This is a genomic window from Gordonia humi, from assembly GCF_014197435.1.
Taxonomy (GTDB): domain Bacteria; phylum Actinomycetota; class Actinomycetes; order Mycobacteriales; family Mycobacteriaceae; genus Gordonia; species Gordonia humi.
Genome location: NZ_JACIFP010000001.1, coordinates 230,885 through 254,414 on the forward strand (window position 1 = coordinate 230,885; position 23,530 = coordinate 254,414).

Genomic DNA, 23,530 nt, shown 5'->3' on the forward strand with positions numbered 1-23,530 from the left:
CGACGCGTGGGCGCTCAGGCCGTGTCCGCTACCCGGTCGCCCGACGTCCGATCACCCGGCGGGCGTTCCTCGCCACCGCCTCGTCGACCAGTCGTCCGCCTGCGTCGACGACAGCCGCGCCCTCCGCGTCGTCGAAGAGCGCAAGAACACCTTCGGCCTCGGCGACCTCCGCATCGGACGGCGCCAATACGTCACGGACAGTCGTGAGCTGCGCTGGATGAATGCACGCGCGCCCCTCGAAACCGAGCCGGGCGATGCGTTCGGTGTCCCGCGCGAACGCGTCCACGTCACGGATCTCCGGTGACACCGGCCCGAGTGGCGGCGCGATCCCGGCGGCGACCGACGCCGCGACCACTCGGGATCGAGCCCACGACAGCTCGGACCCGTCGACGCTCGGACGGACACCGAGATCCGCGGCGAGATCGACCTCGCCCAACTGAACGAACGCCACCCGCGGCGCACCGCAGATCTCGCGCACGTTCCACAGACCGACGGCGGTCTCGATGAGCGGCGACACGCGAATCCGTCCGTCGTCGCCGAATCCGTTCAGGAGTTCGTCGAGGTGACAGACGTCCGCGGCACTCGCACACTTGGGCAGCCAGACACCGTTCGGCGCTCCCAGGACCACGGCGTCGAGATCCGCGATGAGATCCTCACCGGAGTTCACACGCACCCACACCGGGACGGCGGAGCGGTCACGACCCCTGAGCCACTGTGCCGCCGCGGTGCGTGCGCCCGACTTCTCCCGGAGCGGGACGGCGTCTTCGAGGTCGATGACGATCGCATCCGCCCCGGCGGTCGCGGCCTTGTCGAACCGTTCCGGCCGGTTGCCCGGCACGTACAGGACGGTGATCGGGCTCGACGTCGTCATCCGATGCTCAACGAACCGCCGACGAGAGCCTTCGCGATCACCGTCCGCATGATGTCGTTCGTGCCCTCGCCGATCGACATGAGCGGAGCGTCTCGGTAGTAGCGCTCGACGTCGAACTCGGTGGAGTATCCGTAGCCGCCGTGGACCCGCATCGACTCCAGCGACGCGGTGATGGCCGTCTCGGACGCGAAGTACTTGGCCATGCCCGCCTCGCCGTCGATGCGTTCTCCCGAATCCGCCTTGGCCGCCGCCCAGTACGTCATCAGCCGGGCGGCCTGGGTCTGCGTCGCGATGTCGGCGAGTTTGAGCTGGATCGCCTGGAAGTCGGCGATCGGGCGCCCGAACGCCTCACGCTCCTTCGCGTACTTCAAAGCGGCGTCGTACGACGCCTGCGCGATGCCGACACTGCGTCCGGCGATGTTCAACCGGCCGATCTCCAGCCCGGAGAGCGCCTGCTGCATGCCGCGGCCCTCGACCCCTCCGAGCAGCGCCGACCGCGGAACCCGCACGTCGTCGAAGAAGAGCTCGCACGATTCGGTGCCCTTGTAGCCGAGCTTGCCGAGGTCACGCGAGACCTCGAAACCGTCACTCGCGGTGTCGATCAGGAGCAGGCTCATCCCGTGGTGCGCCGGTGACGTCGTCGGGTCCGTCTTCACCAGGACCGGCAGGACGTCGGCGTGGCGGGCGTTGGTGATCCAGGTCTTGGTGCCCCGGACGATGTAGTCGTCGCCGTCCCTCGTGGCGGTGGTCCGGATGCCCTGCAGGTCGGTGCCCGCGCCCGGCTCGGTCAAGCCGATGCCGGTACGGCACTCACCGGTCGCCAGTCGCGGGAGCCACTGCTCCTTCTGTTCGTCGGTGCCGTGGTGGGCGATGATCCAGCACGACAGATTGTGACTGCCCAGGATCCCCGCGATGCCCATCCACCCGCGCGCGATCTCCTCGAAGACCAGGGTGAACGACACCTTGTCGAGGTCGAGGCCGCCGTACTCCTCCGGAGTCGTGATTCCGAACAGGCCCATCTCGCGCATCGCCGCGACGATCTCCGTCGGATAGCGACCCGAGTGCTCCCACTCGTTGGCGACCGGACGGATCTCGCGGTCGACGAGGGACCGCAGAGCGTCGCGGAAGGCGAGTTGTTCGTCGGAGAAGGTGAAGTCCATGAGTGCTCCCAGCAGTGTGTGTGATCGTGAAGGGCGGATCAGCCGTTGACGAGGTCGGCGGCGGCCGACAGGATCGCCGACACCGACTCGGCTGCCGCGAGATGCATGACGGCTTCCGCCAGCGCGGTGGTCTCGACGCTCGTCCCGCAGTTGCCCGCGAACTTGACGAGGACGTCGTCGGTCGACATCGGTCGTCCGCGCGAACCTCGGCTGGCGTCGACGACGCCGTCATGGGTCGAGCCGTCCGCCAGTGTCACCCGGACGGTCGCACCGACGTCGGCCGCGGGGCGATCGTCGTCGACGGTGAACACGTGAACCGACGCCGCCGTGGCGGCGACCTCCGGTCGCGCGATCGACTCGGGCGTATAGGTCGCCACCGTCACCCCGCCGTCGTGCAGGGCGGCAGCGACACTCCACGGCAGGTCGAACTTGGCGTCGTAAGTCGTACGCGGCGGGCGTCTCCCGGTCTCCGGTCCCGCGACGATCCCCAGACTGTCCGGGTGGATTCCGACGGACACATCGGTGATCTCGCCGCCGGCGCCGCCACCGACCAGGGCACGAACGGTCGCATCGAGCGCCGAATGCATGAGCTGGCAACTGGGATAGGGCTTGATGCCGATCGACTCGGTCTCCCACCGCGTGCCCAGATCGCCGACGACGGTCGGCAGATCGGGGTCGCGATCGGCGAACGCGCGGTAGACGCCGCGGGGGCCTTCCAGTGCGGACACCGGACCGTCGGCTCCCTCGACCGCCAGACGCGCGGCGATCACACCGTTCAACGACGCGCTGCCCGGATGGATGACCTTCGTGTCCGACCCCGTCTCCAGGAACTCCAGGATTCCCGCGGACGACGATGCGGCGATTCCGATCGCGTCGGCGATGGTGGACGAGTCCGCGCCGTACAGTTTCGCCGCGGTCACCGCGGCGGCCAGCGGGCCGATCACCCCCGTCGCATGCAGTCCTCGACCGTGGAATCCGTGCGGCGTGCCCGCACCGAGTCGACAGGCCGTCTCGAGTCCGGCGACGATCGCGACGAGCGTCGCCGCGCCGTCCGCCCCGGTCTCCTGCGCGACGGCGAACGCCGCGGGGATCACGACCGCCGTCGGGTGAACGAGTGCCAGCGCGTGTGTGTCGTCGAAGTCCAACGCGTGGACGAGAACACCGTTCGCGAACGCCGCCGCAGCGGCGCCGATCCGGTCCACGTCGCCGATCGGCTGCGCCTGCGGCGGCCCGCCCAGTCCTCGCGCCACGGTCAGACCCGGCGTGCCGTGCCCGAGCCTGCGCGCGGCGACGGCGTTTCCCACGCCGTCCAGCACATGGTCGAGCGCTGCGGTGCGGACCCGTTCGGGGATGTCGGCGAGCGCCAGATCCGCGGCCCAGGCGGCCAGATCGGACGCGATCACCGCACGCTCCCGGGCATCGGATCACCGAAGGCGCCGTCGTCGACGAGGTCCTGTATCCGCTGCGGGCTGTACCCCAGGCGTTCGACGACCTCGTCGAAGTTCTCGTTCCGGCGCGGCGCGCGCCGATACACCGGCTGCTCCTCGCCGAACCGGACCGGCGACACCACCTGCGACACCTGCCCCCAGTGCTCGTGCTCCGTGGTGGCGATGAGACCGCGCGCCAGCGTGTGCTCCTCGGTGAGCGCCTGCTCGACGCTGTTGATCGGTCCGGTCGGGACACCGGCCGCCCGCAGATCGTCCACCCATTCGACGGCGGTGCGCTGCGCGAACCGCTCCTCGAGCACGGGGAGGAGATCGTCGCGATGCTCACCGCGCGCGGTGAAGTCGGCGAACCGCGGATCGTCGAGCAGGTCGGCCAAGCCCATCGTCTCCACGAGGCGGACCCAGAACTTCTCTTTCGCGCATCCGACGATGAACCAGTCGTCCGACGCGCGGAAGGCCTGGAACGGTACGAGCGAGGGATGCGCCGAGTTCTTGGTCCGGCTCGGCTCGTATCCGGCGTTGAGGTGCCAGGCGGCCGGGTACGTCAGCATCCCGATCGCGGTGTCGTACAACGACACGTCGCAGTCGCCGCCGACACCGTCGCGGCGCGCGGCGTGCAGACCCGCCATCAAGCTCAGCGCCGCGACGTAGCCACCGGTGAAGTCGACCAACGACAGTCCCGACTTGGTGGGAGGACCGTCCGGATCGCCGGTCAGGCTCATCCAGCCGGCGAGCCCCTGCAGGATGTAGTCGTATCCCGGTTCCTTCGCCCGCGGTCCGGTCATCCCGAACCCGGTGAGGCTGCAGCAGACGATTCTCGGGTTCAGATGCTTCAGATCGTCGTAGGTGATCCCGATCTTCGCCGGGACGTCGCCGCGCAGGTTCGAGTAGACCGCGTCGGCATCGCGCACCAGGTCCTCGAACACCGCTCGTCCGCCGGCCGTCGACAGGTCCAGCGACAGGCTCGACTTGTTCCTGTTGAACGTCTCATAGAACAGCGAGTCCTCGCCGTCTCGGTACGGCGGCACATACCGTCCGACGTCGCCGCCGGACGAGGGCTCCTCGATCTTGAGGACGTCCGCGCCCAGATCGGCGAGGTGCACCGAGCCGAACGGCCCCGCCCCGTACTGCTCCAGGGAGATGATCCGCACATCTTCGAGAGGACGCATCAGGCGACTCCTCCCCCGACGGCCAGCTCCGCCAGCGGATCGCCCTTCACCTGCGGAAAGTAGTTCTGTCCGATCCCGCTGTCTCGTGTGGCGACCATGACCGAGCGCTTCCATTGCACGACGACGTCGCCGTGCTGGTTGACGCCCCGCGTGATCATCGAGACTATCCCGGCGTACGGCCGCGAGTTGGACTTCCGCAGCGCGGTGCAGACACTCTCGGCGTAGATGGTGTCTCCCACATACAGCGGATGCGTGAGCGCGACGTCGGTGAACTCGAGGTTGGCGACGGCGTTCTGGCTCATGTCGAGCACCGAGAGGCCGAGTACCATCGCGACGGTGAGTCCCGAGTTGACGAGAATCTTCCCCTCGGTGATCGGGTTCTGTTGCGCCAGGTGGGAATTGAAGTGATTCTGATTCGTGTTCAGAGTCAGATTCGTGATCCACGTGTTGTCGGTCTCGGTGATCGTGCGCCCGAGCGGATGCTGATAGACGTCGCCCACGGCGTAGTCCTCGAAGAATCGTCCCAGAGTTGCGGGATGAGTGGTCACGACGGGCTCCTTGGGTCGGGTACAGGCACGGTACAGGCGGCCCACGGCGGCCGCTGGAGATGCACATCACTGTAAACATATGATCTTTGGTTGGCAACATCTCCTCAGATTCCCATGAATCCAGGATTGTTTTCCATGGGGCTAGCGAAAACATCTGATGTATTGCATGATGTTGAGGACGCTCACATGACCCAGATCACGTCGATGGCGCGACGGGCAGACGAAGTAGGAAAGCGAGTTACTCTTCGATGAAAAGACTTGGCGTAGACGTCGGCGGAACCTTCACCGACCTCATCCTGTGGGACGACGACGGCTCGGTGACCGTTCACAAGACGCCGTCGACGAACCACGATCCGTCGATCGGGTCGATGGACGGCATCGCGGTCCTGGCCGACCGCGCGGGCGTCGCTCCCGCCGACATCGACATGTTCTTCCACGGCACGACCGTCGCCACGAACATCGTGCTCGAGCACAACGGCAGCGACGTCGGCATGATCACCACCCACGGATTCCGCGATCTACTCCACATCGCTCGCAAGAAGCGCCCGCTGAACTACTCGAACTACCAGGATCTGCCCTGGCAGAAGTGGCAGCTCGTGCCGCGTCGCAACCGCCGCACCGTCGCCGAACGGATCGACGCGGCCGGCGAGGTCCTGACGCCCCTGGACGAGGGCGACGTCCGCCGCGAGGTCCGCCTGCTCAAGGAGCGCGGAGTCGAGGCCATCGCCGTCGCCTTCCTGCACGCGTACCGCAACCCCACGCACGAACAGCGCGTCCGCGAGATCATCGAAGAAGAGTTCCCCGGCGTGTTCGTGTCCCTGTCGAGCGACGTCGCCCCGCAGTACCGCGAGTACGAACGATTCTCGACGACGGCGCTCAACGCCTTCGTCGGCCCGAAGACCTCCAACTACATCGATCGTCTCGCGGGCAAGGCCAAACAGGCCCAGATCGGCGAGGACGTTCACCTGATGACCTCGGCCGGCGGCCTGGTGACCTCCCGCAGCGCCAGCCACACGCCCGTGTCATTGCTGACCAGCGGCGTCATCGCCGGCCTGCTCGGCGGCTGCGCGATCGGCAAGGCCTCCGGCTACCCGAGCGTCATCACCCTCGACGTGGGCGGCACGTCCGCCGACATCGGCGTGGCGCCCGACGGCAGGCTCCGCATGAAGCATCTCCTCGACACCCGGATCGGCGACTACCACGCCATGGTCCCCATGGCCGAGGTCGACACCATCGGCGCGGGCGGCGGCTCGATCGCGACGATCGACAGCGGCGGCATGTTCCGCGTCGGACCACGCAGCGCCGGAGCCGTACCGGGACCCGCCTGCTACGACAACGGCGGCACCGAGCCGACGTCGACCGACGCGATGGTCGTCATGGGCTGGCTCGACGCCGACAGCTTCCTGTCCGGCAGCATGGAGGTCAAGCCGGAACTCGCGAACGAAGTGGTACAGCAGATCGCCGACCGACTCGGGTCGGACGTCGAGCACGCCGCGATGGGAATCTTCTCGATCCTCGCGCACTCGATGACCGAGGCGATCAGCCTGCACTCGGTCCGTAAAGGGTACGACCCACGCGAGTTCTCCCTGGTCGCCGAGGGTGGCGCCGGCCCCCTGTTCGCCTGGCAGATCGCCGAGCAACTCGGTGTTCCGCGCGTCATCATCCCCGCGCACCCCGGCATCACATCGGCGCTCGGCCTGCTGACGACGGACATCCGCTACGAGGTCCCGACCACTGTGTGGACCTCGTCCGCCGAGCCGAACCTCGAACTCGTCGCGGCCCAGATGGATCGGCTGTCGAGCGAGGCGACGTCGCAGCTGGAGGCCGACGGCATCGACGCCTCTCGGATCTCGCTCGAACGCAGCGTCGACTGCCGCTATGTCGGCCAGGGCTACGAGCTCCGCGTGCCCGCGCCCGACGGCGACATCACGCCGGAATGGATCGAACAGGTCGCGGCGGCCTTCCACGAGGCGCACGGTCGGACCTACTCGCAGCGATTCGACGACAAGCCGGTCCAGCTGGTCAACATCCGCGTGACGGGGGTCGGCGCCGTCGACTACATCCGCATCGCGCCGATCGAGTCCGGTGGCGCCGATGCTTCGGCGGCCCTGACCTCCACGACCAAGGCGCTGTTCTGGAAGGACGAGACCGCCGACCCGGAGTGGGTCGACACCCCCGTCTACGACCGCGCACTGCTCAAGGCGGGCAACGCCTTCGCCGGTCCGGCGATCGTCCGCCAGTTCGACTCCACCACCATCGTCGGCGTCGGACAGACCGCCACGGTCGACCACGTCGGCCACATCATCATCGAGAGGAACTCCTGATCATGGCGAAGACCCTGATGCCCCGCGAGGGTGTGTCTCTCGCGGCGCAGGCGCACAAGACCTGGAACGACGTCGAGGTCGACCCCATCACCCTCAAGGTGATCGGCGGATCGTTGAACTCGATGGCCAAGGAGATGGCGCAGGTCCTCTACCGCATGGCGTACTCGAGCCTCATCCGCGAATCCGAGGATCTCGGTGCGGGAATCTTCGACGTGAACGGCCGCGAGCTGTGCGAGTCGGACTCCACCCCGATGCACTGCGGTTCGATTCCGGCGTACATCCGCGGCATCAACCGCCGCCTGGCGGGCACCTACAAGCCGGGCGACGTGATCCTGCACAACCACCCGTACCACGGTGCCGCACACTCGCCGGACTACGGCGTCGTGATCCCGATCTTCTGGGAGGGCGAGCACATCGGGTTCGCCGGCTGCACCGGTCACGTCTCCGACATCGGCGGCAACTTCCCCGGACTGTGCATGGACGTCGTCGACGTCTGGGCCGAGGGCAAGCTCATGGACTCGATGAAGATCTACGACGGCGGCGTCCGCAACGACATGCTGATCCAACACATCCTCGACAACGTCCGAACCCCCGAGCAGAACCGCGGTGACCTCGAGGCCCTGATCGCGTGTTCACGCATCGGTGAGAAGCGGTTCACCGAACTGCTCGAGAAGTACGGTCTGGACACTGTGATGAGCGCGTCCGAGGCCTGGATGGACTACTCCGAACACATGCTGCGCGAGCGGATCCGGGCCCTGCCCAACGGCAGTTACGAGGCTCCGGTCGGCTATCTCGACGACGACGGCAAGAACCGCGGCGTCCCGGTGAAGGTCGCGGTCCGCGTGCAGGTCGAGGACGAGGACGTCCTCATCGATCTCACCGGGTCCAACGACCAGGTGCCGACCGCGTTCAACGTCCCCTTCGAGGGCTCGGTGCTTCCGGTCGCGGTCAGCGCGATCCGCACCATCCTGCTCGACGAGTACGTGACCGAGGAGTTCGTGCCGCAGAACGACGGCTGCTTCCGTCCGGTGCGGGCATACGCTCCGGAGGGAACGATCTTCAATCCCGACTTCCCGGCGTCGTGCTTCGCACGGTTCTCCCAGGTGAACCGCATCTTCGACTCGATCAACCTGGCGTTGGCCCCGGTTCTGCCGGATCACGCCGTCGCAGGCTCGTCGGCCGCGTTGTGCGCCATCGCCTACTCCGGCGTCGCCGAGGACGGCGAGTCGTACTGGGTGTACATCGAGATCAACGAGGGCTCGTACGGTGCCCGCAACGGCAAGGACGGCATGGACGCCGTCGACGCGCTGATGGCGAACACGCGTAACAACCCGATCGAGGAGCTCGAACTCAACCACGCGATGCGCGCCGAACGGTACGAGCTGCGCGACGAGTCTCCCGCGCCGGGCCAGTGGCGCGGCGGCATCGGCAGCGTGCGCACCTGGCTGATGCAGACCGACACGTTCCTGGGCTCGGAGGCGGACAACCGCAACGATCCGCCCGCCGGCGTCCTCGGCGGCGCGGACGGGGTCTCCGGAGCCTTTGTCCGCAACGCCGGCCGCGACGACGAGGAGATCCTGTTCTCGAAGGTCACCCAGGAGATGGTCCGCGAAGGCGAGACGCTCGAGATCCGCATGCCGTCGGGCGGCGGTTTCGGCGACCCGTTCGAACGCGAGCCGCAGGCCGTTCTGATGGACGTCTGGGACGAGTACCTCAGCGCAGAGGAGGCACGCCGCGACTACGGTGTGGTCGTGAACACGAGCGACTGGACCGTCGACGTCGAGGGCACGCGGGCACTGCGGTCCGCGCGAGCGGCGTCTTGAGCGACGCGTTCAACGCGATCGTCGCCCCGGTCCCCCTCGCCCGGCAGGGAGGACCGGGGCGCGGTGTGCTGTCCGGACTGCGCATCGGAGTCAAGGACAACATCGCCGTCGCCGGTGTCCGGTCGACCTGCGCGTCGGCCTTCTTCGTCGACGACCATCCCGCCGACCGCGACGCCGACGTCGTCGCCGCGCTCAAACGCGCGGGCGCCCGCATCACCGGCACGCTCAACATGGCCGAGTTCGCGGTGGGCGTCACCTCCCAGAACTCGGTGTTCGGCGGTCCGATCAACCCCTGGAACGCCGCGCGCGTGCCGGGCGGATCCAGCGGAGGCTCCGGAGTCGCCGTGGCGGCGGGTCTGGTCGACGCGGCGCTCGGCACCGACACCGGCGGTTCCATCCGGCTCCCCGCATCGTGTTGCGGCGTGGTGGGGCTTCGACCGACCGCGGGTTCGGTGAGCGGTGTCGGCGTGTTCCCGGTGAGCCCCGACTTCGACACCGTCGGACCGCTGGCGCGCACCGTCGACGACGTACGCCGAGTGTTCGAGGTGCTTGCCGGCGTCGACGCGACACCGGAGCGCGCCCGCCGCATCGCCGCGCCGTCACCGTTCGTCACCGCCGACGTCGACCCGGCGATCGCGGCCGCGCTGGGCGACGTGGTCCGCCTGCTCGGCGAGATCGGATACGAGATCGGCGACTCTCCCGTCCCCCTCGCCGACACCGCGCAGGACGTCGTCTACACGCTGATCTACTCCGACCTCGCACGGATCCACGCCGATCGGCTCGCCGAGGCCCCGGAGAGATTCCACGGTGCGACGTTCGAGCGCATCTCGCTGGGTCGGGCGATCACCGCCGATCAGCGCGCCGCGGCGATCGGCGACCGAGATCGGTTCCGGGCCGCGATGGACGACTACTTCGCCGCGGTCGACGTGGTCCTGACCCCGACGATGCCCGTCGACGTCCCCGTCGTCTCGGACGATCCGTCGGTACTGCCGATCTCGCGACGCATGGGGCAGCTGTCGTATCCGTGGTCGCTGCACGCCGGCCCGACGCTGTCGGTGCCGGTCGGCTTCCATCCGGAGTCGGGTATGCCGATCGGGGCCCAGCTGACCGCCGCGCCCGGCCGCGAAGCGTTGCTGTTCGACGTCGCCGGTGCGATCCAGTCGCGCACCGACTGGCACTTACGACGTCCGCCCGGCGTCGCGTGACGGCCTCGGTCAGCTCGGTCGACGCAACAGGTCCATCTGCTTGTAGATGTCTCCGAGCTGATCGAGGTGTCGGCGCATGAGGTTCATCGCGGTGATCGAGTCGCGCGCGGCGATCGCGTCGTAGATGCCGATGTGGTCGGCATCCACTCCCGGCCACACCCCGCGAGGAGCCATGTCCCTGCTGAATCTGCTGCTCAGCACCTTGAACACGGGCACCGTGACCAGGTCGAGCAGAGGGTTGCCCGCGGCGTGCAGAACGATCCGGTGGAACTCCTGGTGGGCGAGATGCATCTCCTCGCTCACCTCGGTCGTCGGCTCGTACATCGTCGCCCGGAGCTCGGCGAGCTGCTCGTCGGTACGTCGGAACGCGGCGGCCCCGGCCGCGGGAACCTCGGTCAGCTGCCGGACCTCCATGAGCTGATCGACGGTGACCGCCTCCGCGGACGCCAGCAGCGTGACCCCGGCCTCCACATGCGCAGTGATGTGCCCGAAGCTCGGTTCGGCCACGAACGTCCCCCCGGTCGCGCCGCGCACGGTGCGCACCAGATTCTCACTGGCGAGCGTGCGGATGGCTTCACGGACCGTGCTCTGACCGACCCCGAACTCGGCACGCAGGTCGGCGTCGACCGGCAACCGAGTGCCCGGCTTCAGATCACCGGCCAGGATCCGATCGCGCAGACCGTCCGCGACGACCGCGTACGCGGGCCGACGATCGGCCGAATCTGATTCCGCCACAGGCAAATACACCTCTTTTCCCTGGTCAGGTTAGCATGTTGACGGTTTCGGGCGGTTGCTCTGGCGTCAAATGCCGGAGCCGAATCCCCACCACGAAACTAGAACGTGTTCTACCCTGGCAGTCATGCGATTCACGTACGCCGAGGCGATGACCGATATCAGCTACTACGCTCCGCTCGCTCAGGCCGCCGAAGCCGCCGGGTTCGACGGCATGACGATTCCGGACTCCGTCGCCTATCCGGAAGAGTCCGACGCGACGTATCCGTACACCCCGGACGGAAACCGCGAGTTCCTCGAGGACAAGGACTTCATCGAGACCTTCATCCAGGCCGCGGCCCTCGGTGCGGTGACGACGACCCTGCGGTTCCTGCCGTTCGTGCTGAAACTGCCGATCCGTCCGCCTGTGCTCGTCGCCAAGCAGGCGTCGTCGGTCGCGGCGCTGACGAACAACCGGCTCTCGCTCGGCGTCGGGACCAGCCCGTGGCCCGAGGACTACGACATGATGGGCGTCGACTTCGCCCGCCGCGGCAAGCGGATGGACGAGTGCATGGACATCATCCGCGGCCTCACCTCCGGCGGGTACTTCGAGTTCCACGGCGAGTTCTACGACGTCCCGCGCATCAAGATGTCGCCGACACCGACCGAGCCGGTGCCTCTCCTCGTCGGCGGCCATGCCGATCGCGCGCTCCGTCGCGCGGTGATCCGCGGCGACGGCTGGATGCACGGCGGCGGGCCCGGCGAAGAGCTCGACGCCCTGCTCGACAAGATCGGCGCGATCCGCAAAGCCGAGGGCAAGGAGAACGATCCGTTCGAGATCCACGTGATCTCCATGGACGCGTACACGGTCGACGGCTGTAAACGGCTGGAAGACAAGGGGATCACCGACGTCATCGTCGGTTTCCGGCTGCCGTACATCATCGGGACCGACACCGAGCCGTTGGAGAAGAAGATCGAGCACCTCACCTGGTACGGCGAGAACGTGATCGCGAAGGTCAAGGAGTAGCGGTCCACTCAGCCGGCATATCGCGACAACACCGACGCCAATAGTGAGCCAGAACGCATCCACGTGGTATTTCGGTCTTTTACCGGCCGGTAGACTAGCGTCCCATGACGAGTAGTGGAACCGAGCGCACCCAGGCCATCGAAACAATGATCGGCAAGGTGTACACGACCCAGGACTACTACGAAGTCGGCCGTGAGAAGATCCGAGAGTTCGCTCACGCGTTGCACGACGACAATCCCGTTCACTGGGACGAGGCGAAGTCGGCGGAGGCCGGTCACGATCGCCTGCTGGCGCCGCTCACGATCGTCGTGCTCGACGGCACCAAGGCGCAGGCCCAGCTGTTCGAGATGATTCCCGGCAACCCGCTGAAGTCCGGTGTGCTGCAAGTGGAGCAGCGGTTCATCTTTCACAAGCCGGTGACCGCGGGCGACCGGCTCAAGTCCGATGTCTCGCTGGACTCCTACAAGTCGGCGGCCGGCGCCGATCTGTTCACCGGCAAGACCGTGATCCGCGACCTCGACAAGGGCGTGATGCAGGAGTCCTGGACGACGCTGGCCGGCCCCGGTGAGACCGGCGACGGCCTCACCGACGAGTTCGAGCGCATGGTCGACGACGTGATGTTCTCCCCGACCGCGTCTCACGTCCTGCCGCTGGTCCCCGCCGAGGCCGCCGAGATCCCCGACGACGAGCCACGCGCATTCGGTGCGATCCCGTTCGACTCGTTGAGCGAGGGCCAGGAGATCCCGTCCCGCACGCAGCGGTTCACCCGCGGCGACCTGGTCAACTACGTCGGCGTCGCAGGCGATCCGAACCCGATCCATCACAGCGACGAACTGGCCGCCGCCGCCAAGCTCGACACCGTCGTCGCCCAAGGCATGCTGACCCTGGGCACCGCCGCCGGTTACCTGTCGGACTTCGTCGGTGATCCGGCCGCGTTCCGCGAACTGTCGGCCCGCTTCTCCAGCGCCGTCTACGTGCCGCCGACCGAGGCAGCCGTGGTCGAGTACACCGCGAAGATCAAGACCCTGTACCCGGAGACCAAGCGCGGCCTGATCACCTTCGGCGCCACGGTCAACGGCAAGCGCGTGTTCGGAAAGTGCACCGCGCTGGTTCAGTTCTCCTGACCCGTCCGTCGCCTGAACGAACGGCCCACCGGAAACGCGCCGTCCGCCAGTAGATTCGACGCATGTTCGGACTGCTTCAGCCGTGTCGGCACGTGCTCGACGACGATCTGCACGATCAGTGGCGCGCCCACCTGTGCGGTCTGTGCCTGTCGTTGCGCGACGGGCACGGACAGGCCGCACGACTGACGACCAACACCGACGCGGTGATGGTGTCCGTCCTGACCGCGGCGCAACGCGGACCGACAGCGCGGACCCGAGAGGCCGGGCCGTGTCCGCTGCGCGGCATGCGGCGAGCCGACGTCGTCGTGGGATCCGACCCCGGGGTGCGGCTCGCCGCCGCGACGTCGCTGGCGTTGGCCGCGGCCAAGGCCCGCGACACCGTCACCGAACAGCGGTACGCGCTGGCGGCTCCCGCGCCGGTCCGATCCCGGATGTCGGCGGCCGCCGCCCGCGCGTTGACCCGCCGATCCACTCGAAGCGCCGGGCTGCTCGACGTCGATGCGATCCTGTCGACGCTCGACGCGCAGGCCGCGATCGAAGTGTCCGCACGCGATCTGGACGCACTGACCGAACCGACCGCCTCCGCATGCGCGACCGTGTTCGCCTCCAGCGCCGATCTCGCGGGCTCCCCGCGAAACCGCGACCCGCTCACCGACATCGGCACCGATTTCGGCCGTCTCGCGCACTTGCTCGACGCCGTCGACGACCGCGCGGCCGACGACGCCGACGGCTCCTTCAATCCGCTCACCGCGACACAGACCAGCGATGGGCGGGCGCTCGACCGCGCGGATCTGCTGGCCGACCGGATCGCCACCCGATACCGCGACCTCGCCCTCCACGACGATCGCCTGTTGAAGGCGCTGCTGGTCGACGGTGTCGCGCGGGCCGTGCGACGCCGTCGACGGGAGGGCGACCGGCGGACGATCACCGCGATCGGTGCGGGTCTGCGCACCTGGCCGGACCAACGGCCCGTCGACTGGCCGAGGAATGCACCGTATCCGCCGCCGTTCCCACCGAACCGTTCCTGGTATGAACGGATCCTGCCGTTCGCCGGCGTCTCACTGTGCGGTCCGGCGATGTTCACCGATCACTGGAATCACTGCTCGGACAGATACAAGTCGTCGGTGTGCTCCGAATGCGACGGATGCGAGAACTGCGACGACTGCTGCGATTGCGACTGCTGCGATTGCAGCTGCCCGTGAGCAGTCACAGCACCCCGCCCGCGAGCAGCCCGGTGACGACCGCCGCGACCAGGCCCCGCAGCTGTGCAGCGAACAGGGCCGGCTGAAAGGCGGCTCCGGTCATCACCGAGTCGATGGCGACGGGTGCGTCGAACGGCAGCGGCGGCCGCGTCGCACGGCGCAGGACCGCTACCGTGCAGCCGAGGAGCATCACGGCACCGCCAAGCGGTCCCGGTCCGGCCGCGACGACGGCGATCAACGCCGACGCCACCGTCGCACCGGCCGGAATCACACAGTGCCACAACGTGATCTGCCGATCATCGACGCCGAAGGCGCGACGCAGCGTCGGATCGGTCGCTGCCGCCAAGCCACCGCTCGCCGCCGTCCCGGCCAGCCATACGGCCAGGGCCGGAATCAGCATCGGCACCCGGTGGAAGTGCAGCAGCAGCGGGCAGACGACGGCGACCGCGGTCCAGCACGCCCACCGCATGATCATCTCCGGGTGGCGAGTCAGCCGTCGCGCGTCCATGCCGATGAACGCCGTGGCCGCGGTGGTTCGGACACGCCGTCGACAAGCCGACGATCTGCGTTGCCAGCGCGTGATGCGCGCATCGGCGATCCAACTCGCGTCCATCATGCTGACCGCGAGCCCGACCGCACCGGCGAACCCGTCCCGTGGCGCGAAACTCATGCGATGCAGTCGGCCAGGTGAGATTCCGGCCCGACCGTTTCCCCGGCCACGATCCCGGACGAGCTGTGCGGCATAGGCGACCGCGATCGCGACCGCCGCGGAACCGACCCCGGCCACCAGGACCGTCACCGCGGTGTCGGACACCAGCAGCGCGAGAGCACCGTGCAGGAGCATCGTCGCAGCGAGGACGCATCCGGCGGCGACGCCGAGCCTGCCGGCGAGCGGTCGCGTCCGCGACGCCGGTCCGGACATCGTCCAACGCACGGTCTCCCGGTCGACGCGCACCGGCCCCCATGTGGCCGCGAACCGCCCCGCGATCACCGTGACGGCACAGGCGAACAGCGCGATCACCACGCTCTGGTGCACCGCGAACCACGACGACGGTTCGACGACGACCGCCACATGTGTCGGGGACAGCAGCCATGACGCGAGCCCGCCGCCCACACCGATGATCAACACCAGGTCGACCACGGAGACGTTGTTGCGGCGCATCCAGTTCTGGCGCCGCCTCATCGGCTCAGGTCCACGACGAGGTCAGCGCACGCATCGACCAGCGACGGACTGTGTGTAGCCATCACGACGGCGGCGCCGTCGCCGGTCGACCGGCGGATCGACGCGGCGACCCACTCCTGCCCCTCGGTGTCGAGGCCACGTTCGGGCTCGTCGAGCACGATCAGCCCGGCGGGCCGACCGAATGCCGCGACCAGCGCGAACCGTTGCCGCTGCCCGGTCGACAGGGTGTGGGGAAAGCGATCGCGCAGGGCTCCGATACCCGCATCGTCGAGCATGGCGTCGATGTCCGGGTCGACGCCGTGCGAGGCCGCGATCAGCGCGAGGTGCTCGCCGACGGTGGCGTCGTAGAAGACGGCCTGGTCGCCGAGTTCGGCGGAGACGAGTCGGCGGAAGTCCGGAGATCGATCGTCGGGCGGAAGACCGTCGACGAGGACGGCGCCCTCGTCGAGGAGATCGTCGTCGACGATGACGCGGAGCAGTGAACTCTTGCCGACCCCGTTGGGGCCGACGATCGCGGCGCACTCACCGCGCGCGACGGTGAAGGTGAGATCGGTGAACAGGGTCTGGGCGTCGATGCGACGCGTGGCGTCCGTGACGGACAGCATGGTGGGTCCTTCGAGGTGGAGTGGGGGTCTCGACTCCGCTCGACGGCAGGAAGGGGCTCGACCGGCAGGAAGGGGCTCGACCAGCGGAACGGAGTCGCGGGCGTGAACTACGCCCGCACTCCGGGCGCCCGCGGACCCGCGAGCAGGACCGCCTCCACACGACGGCAGGGATCGGCCAGACCTGGCGGTCGCCGATCGGGTGGCCGCCGCCGTATCGGGACGGCGGAGAGCAGCACGACGAGCGCCGCACAGACCGCGCGCAGTAGCGCGAGGCCGCGGCTCATCGCGAGATGTCCGACGGCGACGGCCAGCACTGCGGCCGGAACGAACAGCGCGGAAGCACCGGGCACCGTGACCGCGACGTCGGCGATCACCGCCGCCACCGATGCGGCGATCGCCAGCAGGTAGTACGCGATCAGCGACCGAGGTACTCCTCGGTCGTCGCGTAACACCTGGTCGAGAATCATTTGATCCGGAAGATGACCACTCGTTGGACCACGAAGTTGATGACGGTCGCCACGCCCTGAGCGATCACGAAGGCGAGCAGTGTCCAGATGAAGCCGTCGCTCCACTCGTGCATCAGAAGGCTGTAGAGCCCGATGTTGACGAAGAAGGTGACCGCGTAGAGCAGCACGACGGCGATGAAACGTGCGGTGCTCGGCTCGGCTCGGAACGTCCAGCGGCGGTTGATCAGATAGGCGATCGTGGTGCCCAGGATGAAGCCGCACGCCTTGGCCAGCCAGTACGGAGCTCCGACGACGTCCTGCAGGAACAGGGTGAGCCCGAAGTCGAAGACCGCCGACAGCACACCGGTCGCGATGAACCGAACCATCTGGGTCTTGAGATCTACGCTGGTCGAGGCCTCTTCATCGTCGAGCGGCAGCTCGATCGGCATCGGCGCATGCCGAGTCGCGAAGTCCTCGTGCGCGGGGTGGACCGGGAACGGGGTGCTGGGGGCGTCGTCGGGTGTGGGGTCTGGCACGTGGACAGCCTATCGGTCCGCAACGCTTTCTCTCGGTACCTGAAGCAGTGCCGGACGGGGAAAAATCCGGGCCGGATACGAGCCGTCGAGGGCGATCTTCCCCTTGACCTGCGTCTCGCGCCCGAATTTCTGGATCGAACGGCTAGAGTCCACTGCTATGAGTCCTGCCACCCGACTGCCCCGCCGTCTCGCCGTTGCCGCCCTCGCCTGTGTGGCCGCGGTCGGGATGTCGATCGCGCCTCCCCTCGCCCACGCCGACGACACCACGGCCGCACCGGTCTGGTCCGGGCTCGACGCGCGGAACTACGACGGCCCGATCGGCAAGCCGGGCACGCTGATCGCGAAGGTGCCGCTGAATCCGGCGGTGTCGTTGCCCGCGGCCGGCAGCGCGTACCGCATCCTCTACGCGACCACCGACGTCCACGGAAAGCCCGCCGTGAGTACGGCCGCGGTCTTCCTGCCGAAACGGTCGGCACCGGCCGGCGGCTACAAGATGATCGCGTGGGCGCACGGCACCGTCGGACTCGGCGACGACTGCGCGCCGTCGGCACAGCCTCGCAGCGACCGCGACACCGAGTACCTCGACCACTGGCTGAACCAGGGCTATGCGATCGTCGCCACCGACTACGTCGGCCTCGGCACACCGGGCCTCATGAGTTATCTGAGCGGTAAGGTCTCGGCGACGTCGACGGTCGACTCGGTGATCGCGGCACGCCAGATGGGACTCCCGCTGAGCCGGACGTGGGCGATCGTCGGACAGTCGCAGGGCGCGGGTGCCGCGCTGAACGCCGCGCATCGTGCGACTGCCCTCGGCAAGAAGGCCGGCCTCGACTACCGCGGCGTGGTCGCGACGGGCACCCCCGCCAACATCGAACACATCGTGTGGCAGGCGGGCCCGCAGTTCCCGCCGGTCGTGCTGCCCGCGGGTCTGACGACGTACGCCGCGTACATCGTCGCGGGGTTCTCCGACGCTCGCCCCGATCTGCATCCGGACCGAGTCCTCACCGCCGAGGGGCGTCGCGTCGTGAAGCTCGCCGAGACACTCTGCTACCCCGAGCTGCACGCCGAACTCGACGGCGCGAAGATCAACAGCTGGTTCTCCCGACCCCTCACGTCGATACCCGGAGTGCAGGCCGCGCTCGTCGACTACATGGCGACGCCCTACTCCGGCTACGACCGCCCGATCTTCCTGGGCCAGGGCCTGCTCGACATGGATGTCCCCGCACCGTCGGCTCTCACCCTGTACGCGCAGATGCTGGCCGCCGGTCAGCCCGTCGACTTCCACGTCTACCCGAACCAGGACCACTCCGGAACGGTGCTGGCGTCCATGAAGGACTCGACGCCGTTCGTGAAACGGATCATGCGGTAGGAGTCCCGACTCCGCGCGACCGGCGGAGCGAGCACGACCAGTGGAAGGGCGGAGGGCTCGAGCAGAGCGTTCGGGCCCTACTCCTCCACCTTCGGCGCGCGCTCCGGCTTCACGACCAGCACCGGCTTCGAGCATTCGATGAGCAGGAACTGAGAGGTGCTGCCGAGCAGGAGTTTGCCGACCTGGGTACGACGCCGCATGCCGATGATCAGCAGCTCCGCGTCGGGGTGGTCCATGGCGCGCAGGAGTTCCTCGGACGGATCGGCGCCGATCTGCTGTTTGATCTCGAATCGCACGCCGGACCGCTGCAATCGGTCCTGGACTTGCGCGATCTCCTCGGCGTCCACCACGCGGTGGCCGCGGGAGGATCCGCTGCGGGCGTTGTCGGACACGGCGTTGATCACCAGGAGATCGGTGTCGCGGACGGCGGCTTCGGCGATGCCCTGTTCGAGACAGGACCGCCCGTGAGAACCGCCCGCATAGCCGACCACGATCATGGAATTCCTTCCCAAGACTCTCCTATGAATGTAGACGACGCCGATCACATCGCCGGTGCTCGCATGCGACCAGCGGGTAACCTTTGACGCGATGAGTAACGCAGAACTTCTCCCGATCGAGACCCGGACCCTGATGGGTTGGGGCCGGACCATGCCGACCCAGGGGCATGTGCTGAGCACACCGTATCCCGAGGTGATCGCCGACGCCGTCGCACGCGTCGCCGACCAGAACGCGGACAAGCCGTCGTACCTGCAGCGCGGTGTGATCGCGCGCGGGCTCGGTCGTTCGTACGGCGAGAACGCGCAGAACTCGGGCGGTCTGACGATCGACATGACGCAGCTCACGCGCATCTACGACATCGACGTCGAGACCGCGATCGTCGACGTCGACGCCGGTGTCGACCTCGACACCCTGATGCGTGTCGCCCTGCCGTACGGCCTGTGGGTCCCGGTGCTGCCGGGCACCCGCCAGGTGACCGTCGGCGGCGCCATCGGCTGCGACATCCACGGCAAGAACCACCACAGCGCGGGCAGCTTCGGCAATCACGTCGTCGAGATCACCCTGCTCGTCGCGTCGGGCGAGATCCTCACCCTGACCCCCGAGGGCGGCGCCGACGATCCGGACGCCTCCATCTTCTGGGCGACGGTCGGCGGCATCGGACTCACCGGGATCATCTTGCGCGCCAAGATCAAGATGACGCGCACCGAGACCGCGTACTTCATCGCCGACGGCACCGTCACGAAGAGCCTCGACGAGACGATCGCCCTGCACCAGGACGGCTCCGAGGAGAACTACACCTACTCGTCGGGCTGGTTCGACGCGATCAGCAAGCCGCCCCGCCTGGGCCGCGGCACGTTCTCCCGCGGCTCGCTGGCCACCCTCGACCAGCTGCCGGACAAGCTCGCTCAGGACCCGCTCAAGTTCGACGCACCGACTCTGGTCAACTTCCCCGACGTCTTCCCCAACGGGCTCGCCAACAAGTTGAACTTCTCGATGGTGGGCGAGGCGTACTACCGGATGGGCGGCGACTACCAGGGCAAGATCCAGAATCTGACGCAGTTCTACCACCCGCTCGACCTGTTCGGGAACTGGAACCGCGCCTACGGTTCGAAGGGCTTCCTGCAGTACCAGTTCATCGTGCCTCCCGAGGCCGTCGAGGAGTTCAAGGGCATCATCTACGACATCCAGGCGTCCGGGCACGTCAGTTTCCTCAACGTGTTCAAGCTGTTCGGCGAGGGCAACCAGGCCCCGCTGAGCTTCCCGATGCCCGGGTGGAACATCTGCGTCGACTTCCCGATTAAGCGCGGCCTGCACGAGTTCGTCTCCGAACTGGACCGTCGCGTCATGGAGATCGGCGGCCGTCTCTACACGGCGAAGGACTCGCGGACCACCGCCGAGACCTTCCACGCCATGTACCCGAAGGTCGACGACTGGATCGCGACGCGTCGCCGCGTGGATCCGAACCAGGTGTTCATGTCCGATATGGGCCGTCGTCTCGAACTGGTCTGACGCAGACCGACCACCGACTTCAACGAAAGCAGTCTCACATGTTCAACGCCGTCGGCGTTCCACAGTCCATCCTGATCCTGGGCGGTTCATCGGAGATCGGCCTGGCCATCGCGGCCGAATACCTCACCAAGGGCCCGATGCGCGTCGTCCTGGCCACCGTCCCCGGTGATCCCACCGCCGAGGCCGCCGTCGCCAAGATGAACGACGCGGGCGCCTCGTCGGTCGAGCAGATCGACTTCGACGCCCTCGCCACCGACACCCACCGCGACGTGATCGAGAAGGCGTTCTCGGGTGGCGACATCGACGTCGCCATCGTCGCCTTCGGCATCCAGGGCGACGACGAGCAGGCCTGGCAGGACCAGAAGCTCGCCGTCCTCGAGGCCAACATCAACTACACCGCGGCCGTCTCGGTCGGCGTCCTGCTCGGCGAGAAGATGCGCGAGCAGGGCCACGGTCAGATCATCGCGATGAGTTCGGTGGCCGGCGAGCGCGTCCGCCGCTCCAACTTCGTGTACGGCTCCACCAAGGCCGGCCTCGACGGCTTCTATCTGGGCCTGGGCGATGCCCTGCGGCCCGAGGGCATCGGCGTCCTGGTGATCCGCCCCGGCCAGGTCCGCACCCGCCTTTCGGCGCACGTCGCCGAGGCCCCACTGACCGTCAACAAGGAGGACGTCGCACGCCTGGCCGTCGCCGCGGTCGCCAAGGGCAAGGAGATCGTCTGGGTTCCGGGCCCGTTCCGGTACATCATGATGGCGCTGCGTCATGTGCCGCGTCCGGTCTTCCGCAAGCTGCCCATCTGATCGACGTGCAGTCCACCGCCGAGACCTCACCGGCAGCCCCGCGCCGGATCCTGCACAACGCGCGGCTGCGCGACGTCGTCGAACTGGGCGGCGCCGTCGTCCTGTCGGCGATCGTCGCTCTCGCAGCGTTGAAGGTGATCGGCGCGATCTCCTGGCCCGCCTACAACACGTCGAATGTGACTCGAGCGCTGACGACGCTCGGCCAGGTCGTGATCGTGGTGATCGGTGCGATCGCCGTCGTCGCCTACCGATCCGGGCGATCGCGCACATGGACGTCGTGGTTGTCGTCCCTGGCGTCGGCCGGACTGGTGACGGTGACGCTCGGCATGCCGCTGGGCGCCACCAAGCTGTACCTGTTCGGGCTGTCGGCCGACCAGCAGTTCCGCACCGAGTACCTGACGCGTCTGACCGACAGCCCGCACCTGGCGGACATGACCTACGACGGACTGGCCCCCTACTATCCGGCGGGCTGGTTCTGGTTCGGCGGACGGTTCGCGAGCCTCCTCGGCATGCCCGGGTGGGAGGCGTACAAGCTGTGGGCCATCGTCTCGATCGCCGTCGCCGCGGCACTGGGCACCGCCCTGTGGAATCGGATGGTCGGAGTCGGGATCGGTACCGCGATCGGTCTGGCTACCACCGCGGTCACCCTGGTCTACACGTCGCCGGAGCCCTACGCTGCCGTCCTGATCCTCCCCGGTGTGCCGATGCTCGTCGTCGTGGCCTCCGCGTTGCGCGGACGACGACGCCTGGCCGAAGGACCCACCACTCTCAGCGGCACCAACTGGCTCGCCGTGGCCGCCGGAGGCCTGTTCATCGGCGTGTCCGCGGCCACGTACACGCTGTACACGGGACTGTTCGCGGGTACGGCCGTCCTCATGGCACTGGGGTATCTGGTCCAGGCGTGGATGCAGAACCGCAACGCCGCCGTCGACCGAGCCCCCCTGCGACGCGCCACCTATCTCGCCGTGATCGTCCGCCTCGTGGTGATGGGCGTCGTCGCCGTTCTCGTCGCCCTGCTCGCGTGGACGCCGTACCTGGCGGCCCGGTCGTCGTCGATCGCGGCGCCGTCGGGCAGCGCCGAACACTATCTGCCGGAGAACGGTGCGATCGTCGGCCTGCCGATGTTCCAACTGAACCTCGTCGGACTCCTCACACTGATCGGACTGATCTGGGTGGTGGTGCGCGCGCGGCGACGGACCATCGCGGCGGCCTTCGCGTGGACGCTCGTCGGCGTCCTCGGCATCACCTGCCTGTCCCTGGCACTGACCGCCGTCGGCACCACGCTGCTCTCGTTCCGCCTCGAAGGCGTGACCGCGGTCGTGCTGGCCGCCGCGGGCGTGTTCGGCGTCGTCGAATGCTCGCGCGCGGTGGTGGCCCGGTTCGGCGACGTCCGCACGGTGATCGGCGTGCTGGCCGGTGTCGCCGCGATCGGACTCGCGCAGACCATTCCGAGCCATCTGTCGTCGGAGATCACCACCGCGTACACCGACACCGACGGCTACGGTCAGCGCGCCGACCAGCATCCGGCGGGCGCCGAGTCGTATTACCCGGAACTGCACCGCCTGATCGGTGAGCAGACCGGTGCGCCCGCCGACCAGAGCGTCGTGTTGACCGCCGACTACGGTTTCCTCTCGCTGTACCCGTACTGGGGTTTCCAGGGACTCACCTCGCACTACGCGAATCCGCTCGCCGAGTTCGATAAGCGGGCGCAGGCGATCGAGACGTGGTCGAAATCGGAGACGACCGAGGATCTCGTGGCTGCGATGGCGGCGACGCCGTGGCGCAGCCCGAACGTCTTCCTGTTCCGCTACAGCGCCGACGGCTATACGCTGCGGCTGGCCGAGGACGTGTTCCCCAACGATCCGAACGTCCGCCGCTACACCGTCACCTTCTCGCCCAGTGGGTTCGACGATCCGATGTTCACCGTGACCGAACTCGGACCCTTCGTCCTCGTCGTCAAGAAAGGCTGACCGGC

General features: G+C 67.9%; 21 protein-coding genes. 10 read left to right on the forward strand and 11 right to left on the reverse strand.

Features of this window, described 5'->3' with window-relative positions; all coding sequences use genetic code 11:
- Positions 1-28: 28 nt before the first annotated feature.
- The 5 genes from BKA16_RS01030 to BKA16_RS01050 are packed head-to-tail and all read right to left on the reverse strand — an operon-like array spanning position 29 to position 5,193.
- Positions 29-871: an HpcH/HpaI aldolase/citrate lyase family protein gene (locus BKA16_RS01030; RefSeq protein ID WP_183368820.1), complete on the reverse strand. Its 843-nt coding sequence runs from the start codon at positions 869-871 to the stop codon at positions 29-31.
- Positions 868-2,031 carry an acyl-CoA dehydrogenase family protein gene (locus tag BKA16_RS01035; RefSeq protein WP_183368821.1) on the reverse strand — a complete coding sequence of 388 codons (1,164 nt, stop codon included), beginning with the start codon at positions 2,029-2,031 and terminating at the stop codon, positions 868-870. Before BKA16_RS01035 ends, BKA16_RS01030 begins: the two co-directional genes overlap by 4 nt.
- Before the next feature lie 38 nt (positions 2,032-2,069).
- Positions 2,070-3,434, reverse strand: coding sequence for an MmgE/PrpD family protein (locus tag BKA16_RS01040; protein ID WP_183368822.1), 1,365 nt, complete (start codon positions 3,432-3,434; stop codon positions 2,070-2,072).
- Positions 3,431-4,645, reverse strand: coding sequence for a CaiB/BaiF CoA transferase family protein (locus tag BKA16_RS01045; protein WP_183368823.1), 1,215 nt, complete (start codon positions 4,643-4,645; stop codon positions 3,431-3,433). The genes BKA16_RS01040 and BKA16_RS01045 overlap by 4 nt, the downstream gene beginning before the upstream one ends.
- Entirely contained in the window at positions 4,645-5,193 is a 549-nt protein-coding gene (locus tag BKA16_RS01050) for a MaoC/PaaZ C-terminal domain-containing protein (RefSeq protein WP_183368824.1), read from the reverse strand. Before BKA16_RS01050 ends, BKA16_RS01045 begins: the two co-directional genes overlap by 1 nt.
- 248 nt (positions 5,194-5,441) lie before the next feature.
- Between BKA16_RS01050 and BKA16_RS01055 the strand changes: the two genes are divergently transcribed.
- Genes BKA16_RS01055 through BKA16_RS01065 form a run of 3 tightly spaced genes read left to right on the forward strand, consistent with a single transcriptional unit; the run spans position 5,442 to position 10,545 of the window.
- Positions 5,442-7,517, forward strand: coding sequence for a hydantoinase/oxoprolinase family protein (locus BKA16_RS01055; protein ID WP_183368825.1), 2,076 nt, complete (start codon positions 5,442-5,444; stop codon positions 7,515-7,517).
- Positions 7,518-7,519: 2 nt separating this feature from the next.
- A complete protein-coding gene (locus BKA16_RS01060; protein WP_183368826.1) occupies positions 7,520-9,340 on the forward strand; it encodes a hydantoinase B/oxoprolinase family protein in 1,821 nt (606 codons plus the stop codon).
- Positions 9,337-10,545, forward strand: a complete 1,209-nt coding sequence (locus BKA16_RS01065; protein ID WP_221246713.1) for an amidase — start codon at positions 9,337-9,339, stop codon at positions 10,543-10,545. Before BKA16_RS01060 ends, BKA16_RS01065 begins: the two co-directional genes overlap by 4 nt.
- Positions 10,546-10,554: 9 nt before the next feature.
- On the opposite strand, the gene BKA16_RS01070 is transcribed toward BKA16_RS01065, so the two are convergent.
- Complete coding sequence (locus BKA16_RS01070; protein WP_183368827.1) at positions 10,555-11,280, reverse strand: FCD domain-containing protein; 726 nt, start codon at positions 11,278-11,280, stop codon at positions 10,555-10,557.
- A 124-nt stretch (positions 11,281-11,404) separates the two neighbouring features.
- Here BKA16_RS01070 and BKA16_RS01075 point away from each other — a divergent pair, with 124 nt between their 5' ends.
- The 3 genes from BKA16_RS01075 (at position 11,405) to BKA16_RS01085 (ending at position 14,609) form a co-directional block, all read left to right on the forward strand.
- Positions 11,405-12,283, forward strand: a complete 879-nt coding sequence (locus BKA16_RS01075) for a TIGR03619 family F420-dependent LLM class oxidoreductase (protein WP_183368828.1) — start codon at positions 11,405-11,407, stop codon at positions 12,281-12,283.
- 104 nt (positions 12,284-12,387) lie between these two features.
- Complete coding sequence (locus tag BKA16_RS01080) at positions 12,388-13,407, forward strand: fused (3R)-hydroxyacyl-ACP dehydratase subunits HadA/HadB (RefSeq protein ID WP_183368829.1); 1,020 nt, start codon at positions 12,388-12,390, stop codon at positions 13,405-13,407.
- A 62-nt stretch (positions 13,408-13,469) separates the two neighbouring features.
- A complete protein-coding gene (locus BKA16_RS01085; RefSeq protein ID WP_183368830.1) occupies positions 13,470-14,609 on the forward strand; it encodes a DUF5685 family protein in 1,140 nt (379 codons plus the stop codon).
- 4 nt (positions 14,610-14,613) lie between these two features.
- Here BKA16_RS01085 and BKA16_RS01090 read toward each other — a convergent pair whose 3' ends face one another.
- The 4 genes from BKA16_RS01090 to BKA16_RS01105 form a co-directional block, all read right to left on the reverse strand.
- Positions 14,614-15,792: a DUF6297 family protein gene (locus BKA16_RS01090; protein ID WP_183368831.1), complete on the reverse strand. Its 1,179-nt coding sequence runs from the start codon at positions 15,790-15,792 to the stop codon at positions 14,614-14,616.
- On the reverse strand, positions 15,789-16,397 hold the full coding sequence (locus tag BKA16_RS01095) for an ABC transporter ATP-binding protein (RefSeq protein ID WP_183368832.1): 609 nt from the start codon (positions 16,395-16,397) through the stop codon (positions 15,789-15,791). Before BKA16_RS01095 ends, BKA16_RS01090 begins: the two co-directional genes overlap by 4 nt.
- Positions 16,398-16,504: 107 nt before the next feature.
- On the reverse strand, positions 16,505-16,849 hold the full coding sequence (locus BKA16_RS01100) for a hypothetical protein (protein WP_183368833.1): 345 nt from the start codon (positions 16,847-16,849) through the stop codon (positions 16,505-16,507).
- A gap of 11 nt (positions 16,850-16,860) precedes the next feature.
- Positions 16,861-17,379 carry a GtrA family protein gene (locus tag BKA16_RS01105; protein WP_387995723.1) on the reverse strand — a complete coding sequence of 173 codons (519 nt, stop codon included), beginning with the start codon at positions 17,377-17,379 and terminating at the stop codon, positions 16,861-16,863.
- A 157-nt stretch (positions 17,380-17,536) separates the two neighbouring features.
- Between BKA16_RS01105 and BKA16_RS01110 the strand changes: the two genes are divergently transcribed.
- Positions 17,537-18,748 carry a lipase family protein gene (locus BKA16_RS01110; protein WP_183368834.1) on the forward strand — a complete coding sequence of 404 codons (1,212 nt, stop codon included), beginning with the start codon at positions 17,537-17,539 and terminating at the stop codon, positions 18,746-18,748.
- 77 nt (positions 18,749-18,825) lie between these two features.
- Here the strand turns inward: BKA16_RS01110 and BKA16_RS01115 are convergent, their stop codons facing one another.
- Positions 18,826-19,245: a universal stress protein gene (locus BKA16_RS01115; RefSeq protein WP_183372818.1), complete on the reverse strand. Its 420-nt coding sequence runs from the start codon at positions 19,243-19,245 to the stop codon at positions 18,826-18,828.
- Positions 19,246-19,336: 91 nt separating this feature from the next.
- Here BKA16_RS01115 and dprE1 point away from each other — a divergent pair, with 91 nt between their 5' ends.
- The 3 genes from dprE1 to BKA16_RS01130 are packed head-to-tail and all read left to right on the forward strand — an operon-like array spanning position 19,337 to position 23,525.
- Complete coding sequence (gene dprE1, locus BKA16_RS01120; RefSeq protein ID WP_183368835.1) at positions 19,337-20,755, forward strand: decaprenylphosphoryl-beta-D-ribose oxidase; 1,419 nt, start codon at positions 19,337-19,339, stop codon at positions 20,753-20,755.
- Between the two features lie 38 nt (positions 20,756-20,793).
- The gene (dprE2, locus tag BKA16_RS01125) at positions 20,794-21,555 is read left to right on the forward strand and encodes a decaprenylphospho-beta-D-erythro-pentofuranosid-2-ulose 2-reductase (protein ID WP_183368836.1); all 762 of its coding nucleotides are present in this window, start codon (positions 20,794-20,796) and stop codon (positions 21,553-21,555) included.
- Entirely contained in the window at positions 21,552-23,525 is a 1,974-nt protein-coding gene (locus tag BKA16_RS01130) for an arabinofuranosyltransferase (protein ID WP_183372819.1), read from the forward strand. The genes dprE2 and BKA16_RS01130 overlap by 4 nt, the downstream gene beginning before the upstream one ends.
- Positions 23,526-23,530: the final 5 nt, after the last annotated feature.